The 18,380-nt window shown below is 63.6% G+C and carries 19 protein-coding genes; 10 read left to right on the top strand and 9 right to left on the bottom strand.

What is annotated here, in order from left to right; translation table 11 throughout:
• The first annotated feature begins 253 nt into the window (after positions 1 to 253).
• Entirely contained in the window at positions 254 to 2,302 is a 2,049-nt protein-coding gene (locus PV760_RS20415) for a glycosyl hydrolase family 28 protein (protein ID WP_354628568.1), read from the top strand.
• A 160-nt stretch (positions 2,303 to 2,462) separates the two neighbouring features.
• Here the strand turns inward: PV760_RS20415 and PV760_RS20420 are convergent, their stop codons facing one another.
• Positions 2,463 to 2,942, bottom strand: coding sequence for a DUF4383 domain-containing protein (locus tag PV760_RS20420; protein ID WP_018779978.1), 480 nt, complete (start codon positions 2,940 to 2,942; stop codon positions 2,463 to 2,465).
• Positions 2,943 to 3,099: 157 nt separating this feature from the next.
• Here PV760_RS20420 and PV760_RS20425 point away from each other — a divergent pair, with 157 nt between their 5' ends.
• The 3 genes from PV760_RS20425 (at position 3,100) to PV760_RS20435 (ending at position 5,001) form a co-directional block, all read left to right on the top strand.
• Entirely contained in the window at positions 3,100 to 4,071 is a 972-nt protein-coding gene (locus PV760_RS20425; RefSeq protein ID WP_354628569.1) for a hypothetical protein, read from the top strand.
• A 94-nt stretch (positions 4,072 to 4,165) separates the two neighbouring features.
• Positions 4,166 to 4,537: an ArsR/SmtB family transcription factor gene (locus PV760_RS20430; RefSeq protein WP_018779976.1), complete on the top strand. Its 372-nt coding sequence runs from the start codon at positions 4,166 to 4,168 to the stop codon at positions 4,535 to 4,537.
• Complete coding sequence (locus PV760_RS20435) at positions 4,534 to 5,001, top strand: SRPBCC family protein (RefSeq protein ID WP_354628570.1); 468 nt, start codon at positions 4,534 to 4,536, stop codon at positions 4,999 to 5,001. Before PV760_RS20430 ends, PV760_RS20435 begins: the two co-directional genes overlap by 4 nt.
• Here PV760_RS20435 and PV760_RS20440 read toward each other — a convergent pair.
• Positions 4,998 to 5,648: a LysE family translocator gene (locus PV760_RS20440; protein WP_039243252.1), complete on the bottom strand. Its 651-nt coding sequence runs from the start codon at positions 5,646 to 5,648 to the stop codon at positions 4,998 to 5,000. The two genes, PV760_RS20435 and PV760_RS20440, sit on opposite strands and share 4 nt — an antisense overlap.
• A 101-nt stretch (positions 5,649 to 5,749) precedes the next feature.
• Between PV760_RS20440 and PV760_RS20445 the strand changes: the two genes are divergently transcribed.
• Positions 5,750 to 6,205 (top strand): Lrp/AsnC family transcriptional regulator, encoded by a 456-nt coding sequence (locus PV760_RS20445; protein ID WP_082010247.1) that lies wholly within the window; start codon positions 5,750 to 5,752, stop codon positions 6,203 to 6,205.
• A 40-nt stretch (positions 6,206 to 6,245) separates the two neighbouring features.
• Here PV760_RS20445 and PV760_RS20450 read toward each other — a convergent pair whose 3' ends face one another.
• The 3 genes from PV760_RS20450 to PV760_RS20460 form a co-directional block, all read right to left on the bottom strand.
• Positions 6,246 to 6,881 (bottom strand): hypothetical protein, encoded by a 636-nt coding sequence (locus PV760_RS20450; protein WP_189076767.1) that lies wholly within the window; start codon positions 6,879 to 6,881, stop codon positions 6,246 to 6,248.
• Positions 6,878 to 8,365, bottom strand: coding sequence for a WXG100 family type VII secretion target (locus PV760_RS20455; RefSeq protein WP_189076766.1), 1,488 nt, complete (start codon positions 8,363 to 8,365; stop codon positions 6,878 to 6,880). The genes PV760_RS20450 and PV760_RS20455 overlap by 4 nt, the downstream gene beginning before the upstream one ends.
• A 91-nt stretch (positions 8,366 to 8,456) precedes the next feature.
• On the bottom strand, positions 8,457 to 8,915 hold the full coding sequence (locus PV760_RS20460; protein WP_026267476.1) for an Lrp/AsnC family transcriptional regulator: 459 nt from the start codon (positions 8,913 to 8,915) through the stop codon (positions 8,457 to 8,459).
• Between the two features lie 362 nt (positions 8,916 to 9,277).
• On the opposite strand from PV760_RS20460, the gene gluQRS reads away from it, so the two are divergent.
• Both gluQRS and PV760_RS20470 read left to right on the top strand, forming a co-directional pair.
• A complete protein-coding gene (gene gluQRS, locus PV760_RS20465) occupies positions 9,278 to 10,165 on the top strand; it encodes a tRNA glutamyl-Q(34) synthetase GluQRS (RefSeq protein WP_354628571.1) in 888 nt (295 codons plus the stop codon).
• A 25-nt stretch (positions 10,166 to 10,190) separates the two neighbouring features.
• Positions 10,191 to 11,336, top strand: coding sequence for a serine hydrolase domain-containing protein (locus PV760_RS20470; RefSeq protein ID WP_354628572.1), 1,146 nt, complete (start codon positions 10,191 to 10,193; stop codon positions 11,334 to 11,336).
• 26 nt (positions 11,337 to 11,362) lie between these two features.
• On the opposite strand, the gene PV760_RS20475 is transcribed toward PV760_RS20470, so the two are convergent.
• Positions 11,363 to 12,001: a TetR/AcrR family transcriptional regulator gene (locus PV760_RS20475; protein ID WP_020608562.1), complete on the bottom strand. Its 639-nt coding sequence runs from the start codon at positions 11,999 to 12,001 to the stop codon at positions 11,363 to 11,365.
• Positions 12,002 to 12,118: 117 nt separating this feature from the next.
• Here PV760_RS20475 and PV760_RS20480 point away from each other — a divergent pair, with 117 nt between their 5' ends.
• Entirely contained in the window at positions 12,119 to 12,910 is a 792-nt protein-coding gene (locus PV760_RS20480) for an SDR family NAD(P)-dependent oxidoreductase (protein WP_018779966.1), read from the top strand.
• Positions 12,911 to 12,994: 84 nt separating this feature from the next.
• Entirely contained in the window at positions 12,995 to 13,531 is a 537-nt protein-coding gene (locus PV760_RS20485; RefSeq protein ID WP_018779965.1) for an HD domain-containing protein, read from the top strand.
• Between the two features lie 79 nt (positions 13,532 to 13,610).
• Here the strand turns inward: PV760_RS20485 and PV760_RS20490 are convergent, their stop codons facing one another.
• Positions 13,611 to 14,855: a low temperature requirement protein A gene (locus PV760_RS20490; RefSeq protein ID WP_018779964.1), complete on the bottom strand. Its 1,245-nt coding sequence runs from the start codon at positions 14,853 to 14,855 to the stop codon at positions 13,611 to 13,613.
• Positions 14,856 to 14,987: 132 nt separating this feature from the next.
• Positions 14,988 to 16,280 (bottom strand): ATP-binding protein, encoded by a 1,293-nt coding sequence (locus tag PV760_RS20495; RefSeq protein WP_018779963.1) that lies wholly within the window; start codon positions 16,278 to 16,280, stop codon positions 14,988 to 14,990.
• Positions 16,281 to 16,439: 159 nt separating this feature from the next.
• Here PV760_RS20495 and PV760_RS20500 point away from each other — a divergent pair, with 159 nt between their 5' ends.
• Positions 16,440 to 17,606, top strand: a complete 1,167-nt coding sequence (locus PV760_RS20500; RefSeq protein ID WP_354628574.1) for an FG-GAP repeat domain-containing protein — start codon at positions 16,440 to 16,442, stop codon at positions 17,604 to 17,606.
• Between the two features lie 15 nt (positions 17,607 to 17,621).
• On the opposite strand, the gene PV760_RS20505 is transcribed toward PV760_RS20500, so the two are convergent.
• The gene (locus tag PV760_RS20505) at positions 17,622 to 18,374 is read right to left on the bottom strand and encodes an SDR family NAD(P)-dependent oxidoreductase (protein WP_354628575.1); all 753 of its coding nucleotides are present in this window, start codon (positions 18,372 to 18,374) and stop codon (positions 17,622 to 17,624) included.
• Between the last annotated feature and the right edge of the window lie 6 nt (positions 18,375 to 18,380).

Below are 18,380 nucleotides of genomic sequence, written 5' to 3' on the forward strand. Positions count from 1 at the left end.
AGACCCCAGCCAACCGGCTAAACCAGCTGCTACAAGCGGCCTAACCCCCAGCGTTGCTCCCACCAATTGACTTTGCCGCGCGAACATTGTCATCTAATGGCATCTCGGCGCGCAGCCAAGTGCTTGACCCCGCCCCCAAACCTTCCTAGGGTGTTCTGAGAAAACGTTTTCTTGCTGTTTCCCAAACATTCCCGGAGAGCCCTGAGCCTCCAAGTACCGGGGCACGCCGTTGTGCCCCGGGGAAGGATCATCCATGCGATTGACCCGAAGAAGACCGGAAATACGCCAAAGCCTGGGAGGCCTCGCGCTGGCAGCAGTGATGGGGTTGGGCTGTGTTGTGGCCGCAGGCCCGCCGGCCTCTGCGGCTCCAGCCGGCAAAACGGACAGCCCGGCATGTTCCACCTCCAGCATCCACCTTGATTCAGGCAACGGCAGGGCCCCACAAAACCTCTGTGTCCCGGCGCAAGCCACCGGCAGTGACAAGACGTTGCTGGTGTGGAACAAGCCGGACGTTTACGACGACGTCGTGGACTATCGCGTCTACATGAACGACAGGGCGCTGGGAACCGCGGAGGAGAATGCGCGGATCTATTCACCGGCCCAGCAATACGTGGACGCGTTCCGGGCCGCCGACAAGGATGGATTCCACGTCCGGACTGTGGCCCACAACTTCACGGTGACCGGCTTGTCGCCGCGCACCAGCTACCAGTTCAGCGTGACCGCTGTGAGGAAAGACGGAACCGAGTCTCCGGCGAGTGGGCCAATCACCGTCACCACCACGCCCGAACGGCACCAAGTCACCATCACCAATCCTGCGTACAAGGCCGTGGGCGATGGAAAGACCCTTAACACCAAAGCAATCCAGAAGGCCATTGACACCTGTAGAACCCCGGGCTGCACCGTGGTGGTTCCTGCAGGTACCTTCAAAACGGGGGCACTTTTCCTCCACTCGGACATGACCCTGGAACTCCAGGAGGGCGCACGCCTGCTCGGCTCCGACCAGGCGGAGGACTACCCCTTGGAGAAGGGCTATTACCTCTACCCGGTACCTGAGCCCCTCCCCGCCGAGGCCGAATACCGGAACTACCGCCGGCCGCCGTCGCTCCTTAATGTCCTTCCGGACGACAACGGCCGCTCGACGGCGGGACGCGAACCTGGCGCTGCGGCCAGCAATGTCCGCATCGTCGGTAAAGGCGTGGTGGACGGAAACGGGTGGAAGCGCACTGCCGAGGGGTCGATAGTGGATGAGGCGGGGAACGAACTTCCGCAATACGCGGCAAGCTCCGCCGGCAAGGTCCTGGACGATGGCTTGTTGGCAGCCGGCCAGTTCCGCAAGGCCAAGGAGCGCCCGGAATCCCTCATCGGGGTGATCAACAGGCCGGAAACCCTGGATGACTCCGTACTGTACGGCCAATACCGCTCCAGCTTGATGACCTTCATGGGAGTAAAAAACCTGTACATCGAGGGAGTCACAGCGGACAACCCCGCGTTCCACGGTGTGATGATCCTGGACACGGAAAACAGCACGGTGAACGGAATGCGGCACACCACGTTCAACGCCAACAACGGTGACGGTCTGGAGTTCGGCGGTGCAAACAACGGCATTGTCGTGAACAACTTCTTCGACACCGGAGACGACCAAGTCAACTTTGCGGCCGGGCAGGGCAAATACGGGGCGCAGGGCCGGCCGAGCGAGAACGTCTGGATCTTCAACAATTACATGCGCATGGGCCACGGGGGAGTCGCTGTCGGTTCCAACACGGCAGCCTGGGTGCAGCGGGTCCTCGCTGAGGACAACGTCATGTACAAAGTTGAAACCGGCGGCCTCCGGATGAAAAGTACCTCGGACATGGCCGGAGGCGGCCGGGACTTCCTCTTCCGCGACACCGCGATGGCCTGCATGGGCAGCAGTGCTTTCATCATGTCGCTCAGCTATAACCAGTCACCGTCCGGATATGTCGCCGCTGAATCGGCCACGTTCAAGGACGTGGTGATACGGAACATTTCCGTGGACGGCAACAACTCGCCCACCTGCGGCATGGCTGTATCCGACAGCAAACCGGTGATCGATATCCAGACAGGGCCGTCCCTCGGCGAAGGAACGGCCACCCTCAGCGCCTTCACTTTCCAGGACGTGGTGTTCCGGAACGTCAACCCCGCCAACATCAAAGGCCTGCAGGATTCCACGTTTGACGGCGTGACGTTCCAGAGCGTGCGGAACAACGCCAATCCCTGGCGCCTGGACCAGTACTCCACGGGAAACACGTTCACGGATGTCCATCCCATGCCGGCGGCACAGTAGCGCCCGCCGCTGCTGGCGCCCATCCGCCGTCGAGTCGGCATTTGATGACAATCCGGGGCGCAAACATTGTCATCGAATGGCATCCCGGGACAAGGAAAGGCGGCCGTCCCCGGGAAGGGGGGCGGCCGCCGTCGTTGTTCTGCCAAGCGGCGTCGAAGGGTTACATCTTCCTTCGCGTAGCGCTGGTTTCGTCCATGACGTCCCTGCCGAGCCATGCACCAAGGCCGATCATGGCAACGCCAAGGATCAGGTGGAGCCAGTTATCGGCCGTGTTGAACGGGACAAAGTTGGCGCCCGTTTCCTGGTTGATGACCAGGCCGTAGATCCAAAGAACGATGTACACAGCACCGCCGCCCAGGAGGAACAGGCGGGCCATGCGGTCGTTCCTTGCCATGGCCAGTCCGGCCGCGCCGAACAGCAGGTGAACGATGTTGTGGAGTATGGACACTTGGAAGACTCCAAGCAGCATGGCGCCGGATTCATGTCCCGCAAAGGTCATGGCGCCGTAATTGGTGGTGATTCCCGGGATGAAGCCCAGGACGCCTACCAGCAGAAATACAATGCCAACGCCCATGGCGGTGTTGCGAAGTGTCAACCCCATCATGTGGTGGTGTTCGGCGGGGTGCGAAGCGGTGGTCATCAGTCCTCCCTTTCACGCGGTTATCCGGCTCTTCTCCTGGAGAGCCGACCTGCGGCAAGGGGTGTCGCCAAACCTTGCCGACGCCGCCATAATACTCCTGAAATGCTCTGGATAGCAGGGGGATGAGCGCAGTTCAGGCGGCGGTTAGCATGGATTCATGAGCCAAGTGCCGAATGGTCGGGTGCACACGATTTTTCATGACGTCCGGGACCTGACGCCCTTCCGGGAAGGGTACGTACGGACGCCGGTGCGCGGACTCGCCGACGGCGTAAATGGAGTCCTTTCCGGTGTCCTCAGCGGCAGGGACCACGCGCGCTTGTCCCTCGTGGGCGGTGTTCCCAGGCTGAAGATGCTGTCCTCCAAGCCCGCGAAGGCCATGCATGAGGCTGTGTTCTCCTCCACCGATCCGGACCGTCTCCTTGCGTTCGCCCGGATGAACCCGGGCTGGGCGGGCTTGTGCCACATCATGGCAGGCCTGCTTGTCTATAAGCACGGCGGGTTCTTGCGGGCGTCGGAACTGCTGCAGCGAGGGTTGACAACCAGGATCGACGACGACGCCAGCCAGTTCTCGGCCATGTACCTTGGTCAGGTGGTCACCCGGGTTGAGGTCGCCGAACGCATCGAGGTGCCGGTGCTGTTCAGCGAAGAGTCCGTGTTCCTGGCGCTGGCCCACTGTCTGCGGGAAATGGGGATGACCGAAGCCGCCCTCGAAGCTGTGGCAGCTTTGCCGCCGTCGTTGCCTTCTGCCTTGGCGCGGTGCACGGCTGCGTTCTCCTTGGAACGCCACCGCGATGTGGTGGTCTGGACGGAGGGACTGCTGAACACGGATGACCTCTCGGCCGCGTTGTTGCTGATCAGGGCGCGTTCCCAGCGGGCGCGGGGCGACTTTGAGTCTGCCCAGGCGGCGTTGAGGGAAGTCCTTCGCCGCAGGAAAACCAACCTGGCATTGAAGAATGACGCTCTCACTGACAGGGCCCTCTTGGCGTTGGACCAGGGACGCCGGACGCTGACGCCGTGGTCCCGGCGGGCTGCCCCGCCGGCGGAGCTTGAATCGGTGGAGGTTATCCGCAAGGACGCCGAGATGCGGCGCTTGTGGGAGAACGACTTCAGGCAGCTGGGCGGGGAGTAAAAAACCGTTGCACACGAAGGGGTGCAGGCGTATTCTCTTAATCAACCAATTGATTGATCAAGCGATTGGTTGATTATGGAAGGTTTGCTGGTAAATGACACAGGATGCTCCAGGCCAAGACGCCCTGGACAAGGCCTTCATGGCGCTGGCGGATCCGGTCCGGCGGGCCATCGTTGCCCGGCTTTCCCGGGGAGATGCCACTGTCAACGAGCTCGCGGAACCGTTCGCCATTTCCAAGCAGGCGGTTTCCAAGCACATCCAGGTCCTGGAACATGCAGGCCTGGTGACCCGCTCCCGGGATGCCCAGCGCAGGCCCGTCCACCTGGACGCCGCAGCACTGGAACGCCTGACGGCGTGGATTGATCAGTACCGCCTGATCGCCGAGTCCCGCTTCCGGCGGCTCGACCAGCTGCTCGCCACCCACACCTCCCCACAGGAACAAGCAAAGAAAGAGGAACTGCAATGAGCAACGAAACCACCATCACCGCAGACGACGGCGTCCCCTTCGTCGATACCGTTCGGGAATTCGACGCCCCCGTCAGTGCGGTTTTCAAAGCCCACGTTGATCCGGACCTCCTGGCCAAGTGGCTGGGGCCCCGGGACGCCAAGCTGAACGTCACAAAGTACGACGCGACCACCGGCGGCAGCTGGCACTACGAAAGCGGACATGGCGACCACATGTTTGGCTTCCACGGCATCTTCCACACAGTGGACGCGGATGAGCTGATCATCATGACGTTCGAATTCGATGGAGCCCCCAACCAGGTCGGCATCAGCAGCACCACCTTCGAGGAAATCGACGGCTGCACCCGGATCGTGGCGCACGAGGTCTACCCAACGGTTGAAGCGCGCGACATGGCCTTGGCGACCGGAATGAACTACGGAGTGATGGAGGGGTATGAGCGCCTGGACGAACTGCTCGCCACCTAGAACGCCTGGAAGCGCAGCACGAGTGGAAGAACCTGCTCCGACAACAGCACCGTCCCCAGCCCGATCATGACGATCCCGCTGGTCAGGGTGACGGCCCGTGCGGCGCCGGGCCGGGAGGCCAGCAGCTTCCTGGAGGTCAGGGCCACAGCGGTGTAGACCATTCCTGCAAGGATCACGAAGGTCAACCCCAGCAAGCCCGACTGCACCGGGACGGGCAGCGCCGCATCCGGGCTGACGAACTGCGGCACCAGGGCCACGAAGAACAGGAGCCCCTTGGGGTTGATGCCGCTGGTGCCCATGCCCTGGAAGAACGTGCGGAGCTGGTTTCCGGAATTCACGACGCCGTCTTCCGCACTGAAGCTTGCGCCTCGCCACGAGCGGATGGTGCCGATGCCAAGCCACAGCAGGTAGGCCGCACCGGCGATGGTCAGCCACCCGAGGAGCCCGGGAACGCCGGCCAGGAGGGCAGCGAGTCCGGCAGCCATCAGGAGCGTGTGGATCACGTAACCGCTGCAGAGGCCGGCGACGGCGGGAACGAAGCTGCGCTGACGCAGGCCCGCCGAAATCGAGTACGCCCAGTCGACTCCCGGTGTGCAGGCCAGGGTGACTGCCACGAGGACGAAGGCGAGGAACAGCTGCGGGTTCACGATCTCTCCAGAGTTAGTTGGTACGAAAACTCTAGGTAAAAAGCGCCCATAAGTGTTCCCGTTTTTAGCTCTGAAGAGCTGATTCTCGGTAAGATAATTGCGTGATTGACGGTATCGATAGAAGTATTTTGCGCCACCTCAAAGAGGATGGGCGGATGACGGCCACAGCGCTGGCTTCCAAAGTCGGTTTAACCGTCGCTCCTTGCCATCGAAGGCTCCGCGACCTGGAAGCGACAGGGGTCATCCGCGGATACCGCGCGGACATCGACCCCGCCGCCGTGGGGCTTGGTTTCGAAGCGATCGTCTTCGTGACTTTGCGCCAAGTGGACCGGGGAACGATGGCCGCCTTCGAGGCCAGGGTCACCGCCAGCCCCAACATCGTGGAGGCCCAGCGCCTGTTTGGTTCGCCCGATTACCTGTTGAAGGTCATTGCCGCGGACCTGCCCGCTTATCAGCGTTTCTACGACGACGAGCTTGCGGCCCTTCCAGCGGTTGAACGGCTGACGTCAACGTTGGTCATGAAGAACCTGAAGACCAACATCGGGCCGCCGGTTTAGCCTACCCGCAGGCCGTTCAGCAGGCCGTTCAGCTAGCCGTTCAGCTGGCCGGGCTCACGTGCACGATGATGACTTGGGTGTCTTTGGAGCCGTCGAAGCGGAGGTCGTAATTGACCTCCAGCCCGGTGCTGGTCCCCGACGTCAATGAGTAGTCGCTCTTGGCGGAAGGGTCCTTGCTGGTGGAGGAAATCCAGCGTTCGGCGTCGTCGGCGTCGATGCCGTACTTGTCCACTCCCTCGCGGATCAGGGCGTTGAATTCCTCTGCGGAAGCTGCAGTGAGGAAGTACGTGACCTCGGTGAAATCAGGGCGTGAATCGGTGGTCTTGAACCGGATCCGGTCCGTTTGTGCGGTGATCTCTCCGCTGGGGCCGACAATGGCCAGGTTGATCTTCCCGGAGTCCTGGGTGTTGATTTCCGGGCCGTAGCTGTCCTCGGATACACGCACAGCCGATTTCTGCAGGCTGCCGCTGCTCATGTCCAGGCGCGCTTGCTTGTCGGTCCTGATCCGGTCGACACCTGCGGCATCAAGCGTGGAGAATTCCGAGGTAATCACTGTGCTCCCTTGGGAAGTTGATGGAGAAGCGGGGACGGATAACTGGCATGCGGTGGTGGTGAGGATTCCCAAGCCAGCCGCCACGGCGATTGCCAGCCGCGAAAGCCACTTGGTCCGGGTCATTGGTGAACCTCGGCATCGAAGCCGTCCAGGAAGCGGTCCATGATTCCCGGAATGTTGTTGGTGGGCCTGTACTGTTCAACGCGGTCGTTGAAATCCGAACCGATGATGTCCCGGGCCTGTTGGGGATTGTTGGCCAGCAGGTCCTGGTAAGCGGGGAGGGTGTCCTGCTTGATGAGGGCCCAGCGTTGCTCGGCGTCGGCGATGTTGCCGTCCGGGAAGCCGGTGGTGAAGTCCGTCCGGAACTGCGTCGGGTTGTCCCAGTTGGTGAAGGGCAGGTTCTCCGGGCCGGGGCTTTCCACGCTGAACTTGTAGGGGAAGACTTCCGGGTAGCTTTTCGCGCCGGGAATCGAAGGCTCTCCGGCGAGGGTGACCATGTACGTCACGGCTTCCCCTCCCGGATGGTTGCGCATGGCAGTGTAATCGTCGGCGATGATCTCGTTCTGCTCCCGGTACAACAGGGCCGTGTTGCCTTCCTTGACCTGTGCGGGATCGCCGGAATCAATCTGGGCCCATGCTTTCGCAGTTTCCGGGTCGATCGCACCAGAGTCCCTGAGGCGGTTGATTTCGTCGATTCCACCGTTCATGTAGGCCTCGTGCTGCCGGGCCTGGTCCAGGAAGATCTCTTTGTTCATGTCCAGCATGGACGTTTCGTAGAACTTGATCTCGGCGTCGGTCATGCCGGCAAGCTGCTCGATCTGGTCGAGAACCGGGATGGGGATGTCCGACGCCGGATTGTCGGCGATCTGCTGTGCCAGATCGCGGAGCATGGCCATGTCCTTGAACCCGCCGGCGAAGGAAGGGCCGATCATATTCGCCATGCCGGCCCACTGAAGGTCCGGGTTGGACAGGAAAGCCTGCCCGTAGAAGTCGTAGACCTTTTTGATGGTTTCCCAGTTGTACTCGGTACCCTTGCTGGTGTCCCACGTGGACGGGTCGATCCCCATCTCCCGCATGGCTTGTTGGTTCCAGTAATCGCTGAGGAACTGGGAGTACTCGGGCGATTTCTTCTCGATCAGGCCCGAGTCGGCTGCGGCATCCATGGCGGCCTTGGCGTCCTGGGGATGTTCGAGCGCCCACTTCTTGAATTCGTCGCTTCGAAGGTACTGTGCCCGCTCTTCGGGCGTCATTCCGTTCAGCAGATCCGTGAGCTCCTGGCCGGTTCCGCCGGAGCCGCCGGTTCCGCCAGCGCCGCCGGAGCCGGATCCGCCGGCCCCGCCATTGCTCGCGGCGGCCTGTTCGTCGGCGTTCTTCAACAGGCTCCGGGAAGCGGCCTTGATGCCGGAAGCCGCGCTCTGGAGGGCCCGCAAGTGCGAGCTGTTCCATTCGTGACGGAACCGGTCGCCGTCGTTCCCCCGCCAGGGACTGTTGGTGATGGACCCCGACAACTGTTGTCCCAAGGTGGTGAGGCTGTCCGCATTGCGGGCCAGTTCCTTGGCCAGCTGACGCAGCTGTGCGACGTCTGAGCCATAGAAGTTACCCGCCACGTCGCCCCCATTGTTGTGTGCTGATGATCTGGCCCCATCCTAGGCCGCCTGCGGAGCATGGCACATGGGGACAACTTCCCTATGTGCAGAACTACTCCAGAAGCAGGCCCGTTGTCCGGTACGGAATCACCTCACGGAGGAACATGCTGGTGGAGGTCCTGACGATGCCGGGGCACAGCCGGATTTCCTCCGACACCCGGTAGAGGTCGTCGGGGCTCTTGGCCACCACCCTGATGATGAGGTCGGTATCGCCGGCGGGTGCGTGGCATTCCAGGACTTCCGGGATTTCGCGCAAGGCCGCGATGGCCTCGTTCAGGTGGCTTTGGTCGAGCTCTGCGCTGACCGCCGCAGCCACGCCACGCCCCAGGGCGGATGGCAGGACGCGGCTGCTGTTGGCACGCAGGGCGCCGGAGGTTGTCATGCGTTCCAGGCGGGATTGGACCGTCCCTCGCGCGAGGTGCAGCTTCTGGGCCAGGACCATGATGGGAACGCGGGGATCGTCGTCGAGCGCAGCGAGGATTCTGCGGTCGGTCGCGTCGAGTTCCTGCAAAATGACCACTTCCTGTCGGATTTTTGTTTCTGGAGTAGTCAGATCGATCAAGGAAATGACTTCCTGTTGCACCTACTGTATGCCCCCTGTTGAAATGATGACAACGAAGCAGGACGAGGCTACCGCCGAAGCCCGCCGGCAACAGGCACCCGGAACACCACCCGGAGCCCTGTACAGGTTTCCCGCAAGGAAGCAGCCGCTGATTGACTCTTGTTCACAGCATTGTCATTCTGCACTCGTCCGCTGATGCGGACAGCACAGCAAGAGCCCCTGAGCCACCGGATCGTTGCGGTAGCTGAGGGGCTCTTGTGTTGCCCGGCTGTGTTGCCCGGCTGTGCAGGGATGGCACATAGGCTTGGTGCATGACTTCCGCAGGGCGATTTGCCCCCAGCCCGTCCGGCGAGCTGCACGTTGGCAACCTCCGCACGGCCATCCTGGCATGGTTGTTCGCGAAGTCCACTGGCCGTGATTTCCTGCTGCGCGTGGAAGATCTTGACCGTGCCAGGTCCGGCGCGGAAACCGGGCAGCTCCGTGATCTGCGGGCCATCGGCATCACGTGGGATGCGGATGTGGTGCGCCAGACTGAGCGCGCGGCACTTTACGGCGCTGCGATCCAGCGCCTGACGTCGGAGGGGCGCACCTACGAGTGTTTCTGCACCCGACGTGAGATCCAGGAAGCGCCTTCCGCCCCGCACGCTCCGCAGGGGGCCTACCCCGGGACGTGCCGGCGGTTGTCCCACGCCGAGCGTGAGATCAGGCGCGCCTCACGCCCGGCGTCGATCCGTCTGCGGTCCGGGGTTGGCGGGTGGCCTGTAGAGGACCAGTTGCACGGCACGTTTGAGGGCGTGGTGGACGACTTTGTGCTGCGTCGCAATGACGGCGTCACTGCCTACAACCTGGCCGTGGTGGTGGACGACGCCGCCCAGGGAATCGACCAGGTGGTTCGCGGTGACGACCTCCTTCCCTCCACCCCGCGGCAGGCGTACTTGGCGACGCTGTTGGGCTTGCCGGTTCCCGTATATGCGCATGTTCCGTTGGTGGTGAACCACGACGGCGTCAGGCTGGCAAAGCGCGACGGTGCCGTAACGCTGGACGACCTCGCCGCCGTCGGGATTCCCGCCGCGCGAGTCCGCGGCCTGATGCTGGAATCGCTCGGCCTGCCCGGTGGATCACTGCAGGACGCCCTGGCGGAATTCGATCCGTCGAGGCTGCCCAAAGAGCCCTGGGTGTGGATAACTCCCCAGGTCTGAGGAGGGCACCACGTAGGCTGGCTGGATGCATTCACAGATGGTCGCCCCCGGTTTCGAATCCGTCGCCGAACTCTTCTGCCGTTTCCTGGAGCAGGATCCGGAGTATTCCGCCCAGGTGGCCGCGTATCATCGCGGTGTCAAAGTCCTGGACCTGAGTGGGGGACCGCATATCCGCCCCGACTCCGTCACGGGAGTGTTCTCCTGTTCCAAGGGCATGGCGGGCCTGGTCATGGCATTGCTGGTGCAGGACGGCCAGCTGGACCTTGACGCCGAGGTGGTCAAGTACTGGCCCGAATTCGGCGTCGATGGCAAAGCCTCGATCACGGTTGCGCAGCTCCTGTCCCATCAGGCCGGACTGTTGGGGCCCGAGGGAGGCCTGACCCTGGACGAGGTCAACAACTCTGCGCTGGCTGCGGCGAGGCTCGCCGCGTTGCCCCCGCTGTGGAAGCCCGGTGCAGCGTTCGGCTACCACGCGCTCAGCATCGGAATCTTCATGGAGGAGTTATGTCGTCGGATCACAGGCTCGACGCTCCAGGAGCTTTTCGAACGCCGTATCCGGGCCGTGACCGGTGCGCACTTTTACCTTGGGCTCCCCGAATCCGAGGAGTCCCGCTTTGCACCCTTCCGATGGGCAGCTGATCCTTCCTGGCCATGGGTGGACCCGGCAAGCCATTTCGGTCTTGCCGCCAATGCCGCCGTTGGCGACATCCTGGACCTGCCCAATATCCGCGAAGTCCGTGCCGCGGGACTGAGCTCGGCGGCAGGCGTGTCCAGTGCCGATGGCATGGCCAGGATTTATGCGGCGGCTTCAACGGGCCTGGCCGGCGAACCCGGGCAGGCCCTGGGCGGCGGGCAAACCGCCGTCGCGCCCTTGCTGGCTGAAGAGACCATCCGCGCCGTGACCGCTGAGCAAGTCTTCGGCATTGACCGGGTTTTCGGTGAGACCGGCTGCTTCGGGACCGTTTTCATGAAGTCGCACAGCCGGATGCCGTTTGGCAGTTACCGGGCGTTCGGGCACGACGGCGCCAGCGCCTCTTTGGGGTTTGCAGACCCTGTGTATGAGCTCGGCTTTGGCTACGTGCCGCAGCAGGCCGAGCCAGGGGGAGTGGGCTGCCGTAACTTCCAGCTAAGCTCCGCGGTGCGGGAAGCCATTGCCGGCCTGACGCCGTAGATCCAGCGCAGGGCTGTTGCGCTGGGCTAGTTGCGCTGCCCTGCCTGGCTTGCCTGCGTGATTTTCGCGGCCGGCACACCCGCAGCCATGCCTGCCCAGAGGGTGTCGGTGGTGGCGGAGACCATGGCATCCACCGTCGTTCCCTCCAGATGCTTGCCGGCCGCGAGCAGCGCCGCGCCGTGAAGGCTGACGAAGCACACCATGGCCAACGTTTCGGGGTCGCCGGGGGCCAGTTCGCCGGCATCCTGGGCTTCGATGATCATTGCCTGGGCTATTTCGATTCCCTGCCCACCGGTGTTTCGAAGCTCGGCGCTGGAATCCGGGTGATGCTTGGTGGAGTACATGACGGTCAGCAGGGCGGGCCGGGAAACCGCGAATCCGACGTAGGCTTTCGCGACGCTGACAAAGCGCTCCTGGAGGGTGCCGCCGGACTCCGCGGCTGTGCGGATGCGGTGGTTCATCGATTCAAAGCCTGCCATCGCCAAGGCGTCGATCAACGCCTGCTTGTCACGGAAGTGCTTGGCTGGGGCCCCGTGGCTGACGTTCACTTCGCGGGCGAGTTGGCGGAGGGAAAGACCCTCGACGCCGGCCTCCTCGATTGTTTCCATGGCGCGCTCCAAGAGGGCTTCCCGTAGTTTGCCGTGGTGGTATGGCTGTTCGATCATGGGTCAAGTCTAAGCCAATGTAGGCATTGACAACAATGTAGCCACTGCCTACCATGTAGACAGCGACTACATCAGTCCCCGCCCCAGCATTTCCCGCCCCGACGATTGGACCCCATCATGACCATGACCTACTCCGACACCACCGCGCTCATCACGGGAGCCAGTTCCGGGCTCGGCGCCGAATTCGCGCAGCGCTTCGCCGCCCGGGGTTCCAACCTCGTCCTGGTTGCCCGTCGTGTTGACCGCCTGGAAGATTTGGCGCAGCAACTGCGCAGCGAGTACGGCATCACCGTGACAGTGCTGCCCATGGATCTGGGCCGGGCGGGCGTAGGCGCAGAGCTCTTCAAGGAACTGGCCGGACGCGGCATCACCGTGGACACCTTGATCAACAATGCCGGCTTCGGCACCCATGGCCTGTTGGTGGAGGAAGACCCGGCCGTTATTGCCTCCGAGATCTCGCTCAATGTAGCTGCCCTGGTGGATATCACGCGGGCCTTCCTGCCCGGAATGCTCGAGTCGGGCAAGGGCGCGCTGGTGAATGTGGCCAGCACGGCTGCTTTCCAGCCGATTCCCGGCATGGCGGTCTACGGCGCAACCAAGGCCTTCGTGCTGAGCTTCACGGAAGCCGTCGCCCATGAAACCAAGGATTCGGGGCTCAATGTCCTGGCCCTCTGCCCGGGTGCCACACGCACGGAGTTCTTCGATGTCCTGGGCAGCCAGTCCGCGGCGGTGGGCAGGATGCAGACCTCCGCCCAGGTGGTGGAGACGGCCATCAAGGCGCTGGACCGCAAGGTCACTCCCGGCAGCGTTGTCTCCGGGTGGATGAACCGGGTAGGCGCTGCCTTCGCCCAGCGGTTGCCCAGGGCCGTGACCGTTGCGATCGCCGCCCGGGCCGTCCAGGACTCCTAGGCAGGTACTTCCGGCGCGGCAACAGCGGATAGCCTGAGTAAAAGGACCTGTCCCCGCAGGTCCGTTGCCAAGCCGGAGGCCAGCATGACCGAACCACGCTTCACCGTAGAGACAGCCAAGGTCCTGGCGGAGGTGGCCCACAACCGCCAGAAGGACAAACTGAAGCGCCCGTACCGGGAGCATGTCCTGGCTGTCGGCGATGCCCTTGCCGATTTTGACGAGGATATCCGGATTGCGGGGTACCTTCACGACATCGCCGAGGACACGCCCATCACCCGGCAAGCGCTGCTGGAGATGGGCGTGTCAGAGCGGGCACTGGCCATTATCGAGCGCGTCACCCGCCGCTTCCACGACGATCCCGATGATTACGACGCCGGCATCCGTTACGTTGCGGAGGACCACGACGCCACGTTGGTAAAGATCGCGGACAACGCCCATAACTCCTTGCCGGAACGGGTCCGGGCCCTCGCGGAGAAGTGGCCGGACAAACCCCCGGTAACCCGCTACGCCGATGCCCGCCCGGTGCTGTATTCGGCAGTTCCGCGCGAGGAAGTCCAGCAGATCCTTGAGCGGATCAACCCGCACCTGCTTGCGGAACTGGACGAGATCGTTCCTGAGTAGCTGAGTAGCTGAGTAGCTGCGTGGCGGGGCGGGCCTGGGGCGCACCCGTGCCCGCCCTAAGCCCCCCGGGTAGCTTGCCCTAGCCGGCCGCAGCTTCCAGCCGGCGAAGTGCCGCGGCACGGCCCTTATGCCCACGCCGTTCGTCGTATGCGATGGACAGGCCCAGCACGAGCATCATTTCCAGCATGCACAGAGGCACGGATGCGCCTGCTGCAGCCATGCCGATACTTCCCGCCAGGCCAAGAACCACCACAGCTGTGCTCCAGAGCAGCTCCCGGTCCGGATTGAGCATGATGCCGTAGAGCGTGGTCAGGGAAACCTTGAACAAAATAATGGGAATGGCGATCGAGGCCACGGCCGCTGCCCCGCTAATGTTGGCCTCGTGGTCGATGAAGTAGGCAGCGATGTGCAGCCCGGCACCCGTGGCGGCAATCGCAGCGAAAATGAACATGTGCCCGTAGCCGAACACCCAGGAGCGGTGCCGTTGGAAATGGAGCGCGGGGCCTGACGGCAGGATGAAGTAGATCCACCACATGGCGAACGCCAGCCCAGTGCCGCTGAAGCCGACCAGCGCGGCATCCAGCGTCCAGCCGTGCAGGGCAACGATGGCCCGGAGCGTCTCAATGGCGCCCACCAGGCATTCGCCCAGGGCGATGATCGCGAGCAGGCCATACCTTTCGGCAATGTGGTGCGCGTGCCAAGGCGTGCGGGCTTTGCGTTCGGCAAGCCCAGGGACGGACATCTCCAGGACGAACAAGGGTGCGGCCAAAAGGAACGTGGTGAGCACATCGGTTTCGATCACCAACGCTACGACCCAACCCACCTGCACCAGCGCCAGGTACTTGGCGTAGCGGAGGCAGGTCTCACGGCGTTCGGGGTCCTGGCGGGCCGCACGCAGCCATTGGAAGATCAGGGCAACGCGCATGATGATGTAGCCGATGAGGATGGCCACGTTATTGACATGGTTACCCTCCACCAGTGAATGGAACATCGGTTCGATGCCCATGGCGAGGATGAGGACCCCCACCATCTGGACCATCGTGACCACCCTGAAGACCCAGTCGTCGGTGTCATAGGCGCTGGCAAACCACGTGAAGTTCACCCATGCCCAGATCACCGCGAACATGGCGTAGCAGAATCCGAGCAAACCCGGCCCAACATGGGCTTCAGCCACGGCATGCGCGAACTGATTACCGGCGACGCCGAAAGCGATGACAAACGTCAGGTCGAAGAACAGCTCAAGCGGGGTGGCCGTTCGGTGCTTCTCGTGGGGATCACGGCCGCCCATCCGGGAGAGGGCATGGCGAAGGGGATTCGTGGACATGGCTCAAAGATTACCGGCGGATCGCCGGATTGCGTCCAGATCGCCGGTTCGCGTCCAGATCGCTGCACGGCTCCGGCGTTCCCGCACGGGTCCGGCGTTCCCGCACGGGTCCGGCGTTCCCGCGGCCAAAGCCTACACGCGGCCCAGGACGTCGATATCCTCAAGGAAGTCCTGGTGCACTTCGGCGCTCACGGTCGTCCGGGTATCGGCGATCGCGTCGAGGTAGTCCTGCGTGACCGGACCCTTCCGTCCGTTGGGGGCGGCAGCACCGTCGTCGTACACGGCTTTCTCCAGGGCACGCTGGGAGGCGCTGCGCGCCGCGAACTCAATGTCCGCCGGCGAGAAGCCTTCCGTCCGCTCCACCAACTGGGGGATGTCCACGGCATCCACCACCGACGCCGGAATGAAGCGCTGCCACATGGCCTCACGGGCGTGGACGTCCGGCAGCCCGATGGGAATGACGTAGTCGAAGCGCCCGTGGCGAAGGAACGCGGTATCGAGTGCGCGGATGAAGTTGGTGGCGCAGACCAGCAAACGGCCGGGCTGTTCGCGGAAGGCGGGGATGATCTTGAGGAGTTCATTGGTGACGCCCTGCAGCGGCGACGGCGGATCCCCGGCACGCTGGGAGGCAATCTCCTCCACCTCGTCGATGAACACCACAGCGTGCTCCAATTCGGCGATTTCCAGGAAGGTCTCCCGCAGTGCACCGGCCAGGCCCTTGGGATCCGAGGCCAGCCGGGATGGGAACACCTCAACAAACGGCCACTCCAAACGCGATGCGATGGCCTTGGCAAAGGTGGTCTTGCCCGTGCCCGGAGGACCGAACAGCACCACTGCCCGCGGAGGAACCACGCCGTATTCGTCCGCGAGGTCGGCCTCGGCCAGGGGAAGGACCAGGCGGCGCTCCAGCAGTTCCTTCTCGCGGCGCATGCCCGCCACGTTCTCCCACAAATCACGCGCCAGGATCCGCCCGCCGAGCAGTCCCAGTGCGCCGAGCTCCTGGCGCTGCACGGGAATGGTCCGCTCGAAGTAGCGCAGGTTCTTCTTCACCACGAAGCCGCGGCCCAGGAACGCTTCCACGCGCGTTTCGGTTTCCGGCATCAGTGCGGACAGCTTGTTCAGGCCGTGCGGGGCCATGCGGTTCTCGACGGCCGACAGCAGTGAGGTGCCGATGCCCCGCCCGCGGAACTCGGTGAGGGTGGCGAGGAAAACGATCCAGCCTTGGTCGTGCGCGGCACGTCCGACGGCGGCGCCCACCACCTGCTCGCCCTGCACCGCCACCACCGCGTGGTCCTTCTCGCAGGATGCAAGGACTTCCGATAACGCATAGACGGGCTCTACGCCGTCGGCCTTGAGCGACTCCCAGAGGTGCAGGATCCCGTCTAGATCGGACGAGTGAAAGTCCCGGATGCGCCAATTGGTCATGAGTTCTTCTCCTGGGCAGTAAGTGAGTCGCCGTTGATTCCTTGGAGTTGAGCATAGGCGAAGCACTGCTGCCGAACGTTGCGGCCCCGTTGCGTTACGGCGTCGGAGGGCGAACCTAAGATGGGCTCAGGAAACTTTCAGCATGTTCAAGGGAGCAACGTGGGTTCTGCATTGGGCGTCATAACCTCGCCGCGGCGGGCAGTAGCCGCAGCGGCTGCAACCCTGGCCGCGATCCTGGCCTCCACCGTCCCGGTTCCGGCTGCGAATGCCGTGGAACCGGACGATTTCAGCATCAATGGCCCCGCCTATGTCGGGAGCGGCTTGTCAGTCAGTGGCGCCCACGAGTACTTCTCCTCCTGTGACCCGGACCCGCAGCACGGCTACTCCGTCCAGTGGCTTCGCGACGGAGAGCCGGTGATGCCGGAGCCGGCATACTCGCAGTTCTACGACCTCGACATCGAGGACGTCGGAACCCGGATCTCTGCCGTGGTCACGGGCTCGCAGGTGTGCCACCCGGCGCAGGTGGTGGTGAAGGAATCCGAAGTGGTCAAAAGCCAACCCATGCGCGCGGAAGGATTCACGGACAGGGGAGTCTTCGATCTTCTGGGACGTCGGCAAGATGGCGCGCTCATGCTCTATGCGGGCCAGGACACAACGCAAGGATGGAAACCACCCCAGCTGATAGGCCCCGGCTGGGGCGCCTACACGAGGATCATTGGCGCCGGCGACCTCACAAGCGACGGCAAAACCGAGCTCCTCGCTACTGACACAGTGGGGAGGCTCTGGATGTTCTGGGGCAGGGGAGACGGAACTTTCCCGGGGAACGCCTATCCGTCGGAGATCGGCTGGGGCTGGAACGCCATGGACAAGGTCGTTGGCCCCGGGGACTTCGACGGCGACGGGTACAACGACCTCCTGGCCGCTGAACCCAATGGCAATCTCTACCTCTATCCCAAAGCCGCCCGTGGTTGGACACCCCGGGTCCATGTTGGCCAGGGCTGGGGCGTCATGGACCTGCTCATTACGCCAGGCGATTTCAATGGCGACGGCACGGTAGACGTCCTCGCCAAGGATAAGGCGGGACGTCTGTTCCTCTACGGCGGTAACGGGAGCGGCGGATGGTTGGCGCCACGGCAAGTAGGCCAAGGGTGGAACGTGCTGGGCAAGATCGGCAGTGCCGGGGACTTCAACCGTGACGGCTTCGCTGATATCCACGGGGTCAACAGCGCCGGCGAACTGCTGATGTACTACGGCGATGGGCGCGGCGGTTGGAAGGGCGTGGAGACTGTTGGCTGGGGGTGGAACATCTTCAACGGGCTCTACTGAAACAACCCCGGCCCGTTACTGAACCGGACGCAGCCGCAGACCCTGCATGCCGCCGTCGACCGCCAGCGAGGTGCCCGACGTCGAACCTGACAGCGGGCTCGCCAGATACGCGACGGCGCCGGCCACTTCAGCGGGGTCCACCATCCGGCCGTGCGGCTGGCGGGAATTGAGTGCGGCGCGCTCGCCGGCGGGGTCAGCGGCCGAATCCAACAGGCGGCCCACCCAGGGGGTATCAACGGTGCCCGGGTTGACGCAGTTCACGCGGATTCCTTCCCGGACGTGGTCCGCGGCCATGGCGAGGGTCAGCGACAGGACCGCGCCCTTTGACGCCGAGTACAGTGCACGTTGCGGCAGGCCGGCGGTCGCTGCGATGGAGCACGTATTCACGATCGCCGCGGCCGGTGATTGGCGCAGGTGCGGCAAGGCCGCGCGGCTGACGCGGGCAATGCCCACGACGTTGACATTGAGGACACGCAGCCATTCCTCGTCGTCGTTCGCCGCGATGTCACCCTGTGCGCCGATCCCGGCGTTGTTGATCACGATATCCAGTCGACCGAACTGTTGGGCGACACTCTCGACGGCGGTGCGCACCGAGGCGTCGTCGGCCACGTTGCAGTGCACGCCGAAGTGCGGGCTGGTTTCCGGAGCGAGGTCCAGGACCGCCACATGGGCGCCGCCTGCGGCGAGGCGGTCCGCAATGGCCGCCCCGATACCCGAGGCACCGCCTGTGACGAGGGCTGCGAGGCCGTCGAATTCCTTGCCGGTCATGGCGCG

Origin of the sequence: Paenarthrobacter sp. CC6 (assembly GCF_040560085.1) — a bacterium.
Lineage (GTDB): Bacteria > Actinomycetota > Actinomycetes > Actinomycetales > Micrococcaceae > Arthrobacter > Arthrobacter nicotinovorans.

What these genes read in the sequence shown, in the direction of transcription:
- PV760_RS20415 (WP_354628568.1), top strand. Translation starts at nt 254, where the DNA reads ATGCGATTGACCCGAAGAAGACCGGAAATACGCCAAAGCCTGGGAGGC.
- PV760_RS20420 (WP_018779978.1), bottom strand. Translation starts at nt 2,942, where the DNA reads ATGACCACCGCTTCGCACCCCGCCGAACACCACCACATGATGGGGTTG.
- PV760_RS20425 (WP_354628569.1), top strand. Translation starts at nt 3,100, where the DNA reads ATGAGCCAAGTGCCGAATGGTCGGGTGCACACGATTTTTCATGACGTC.
- PV760_RS20430 (WP_018779976.1), top strand. Translation starts at nt 4,166, where the DNA reads ATGACACAGGATGCTCCAGGCCAAGACGCCCTGGACAAGGCCTTCATG.
- PV760_RS20435 (WP_354628570.1), top strand. Translation starts at nt 4,534, where the DNA reads ATGAGCAACGAAACCACCATCACCGCAGACGACGGCGTCCCCTTCGTC.
- PV760_RS20450 (WP_189076767.1), bottom strand. Translation starts at nt 6,881, where the DNA reads ATGACCCGGACCAAGTGGCTTTCGCGGCTGGCAATCGCCGTGGCGGCT.
- gluQRS (WP_354628571.1), top strand. Translation starts at nt 9,278, where the DNA reads ATGACTTCCGCAGGGCGATTTGCCCCCAGCCCGTCCGGCGAGCTGCAC.
- PV760_RS20470 (WP_354628572.1), top strand. Translation starts at nt 10,191, where the DNA reads ATGCATTCACAGATGGTCGCCCCCGGTTTCGAATCCGTCGCCGAACTC.
- PV760_RS20475 (WP_020608562.1), bottom strand. Translation starts at nt 12,001, where the DNA reads ATGATCGAACAGCCATACCACCACGGCAAACTACGGGAAGCCCTCTTG.
- PV760_RS20480 (WP_018779966.1), top strand. Translation starts at nt 12,119, where the DNA reads ATGACCATGACCTACTCCGACACCACCGCGCTCATCACGGGAGCCAGT.
- PV760_RS20485 (WP_018779965.1), top strand. Translation starts at nt 12,995, where the DNA reads ATGACCGAACCACGCTTCACCGTAGAGACAGCCAAGGTCCTGGCGGAG.
- PV760_RS20490 (WP_018779964.1), bottom strand. Translation starts at nt 14,855, where the DNA reads ATGTCCACGAATCCCCTTCGCCATGCCCTCTCCCGGATGGGCGGCCGT.
- PV760_RS20495 (WP_018779963.1), bottom strand. Translation starts at nt 16,280, where the DNA reads ATGACCAATTGGCGCATCCGGGACTTTCACTCGTCCGATCTAGACGGG.
- PV760_RS20505 (WP_354628575.1), bottom strand. Translation starts at nt 18,374, where the DNA reads ATGACCGGCAAGGAATTCGACGGCCTCGCAGCCCTCGTCACAGGCGGT.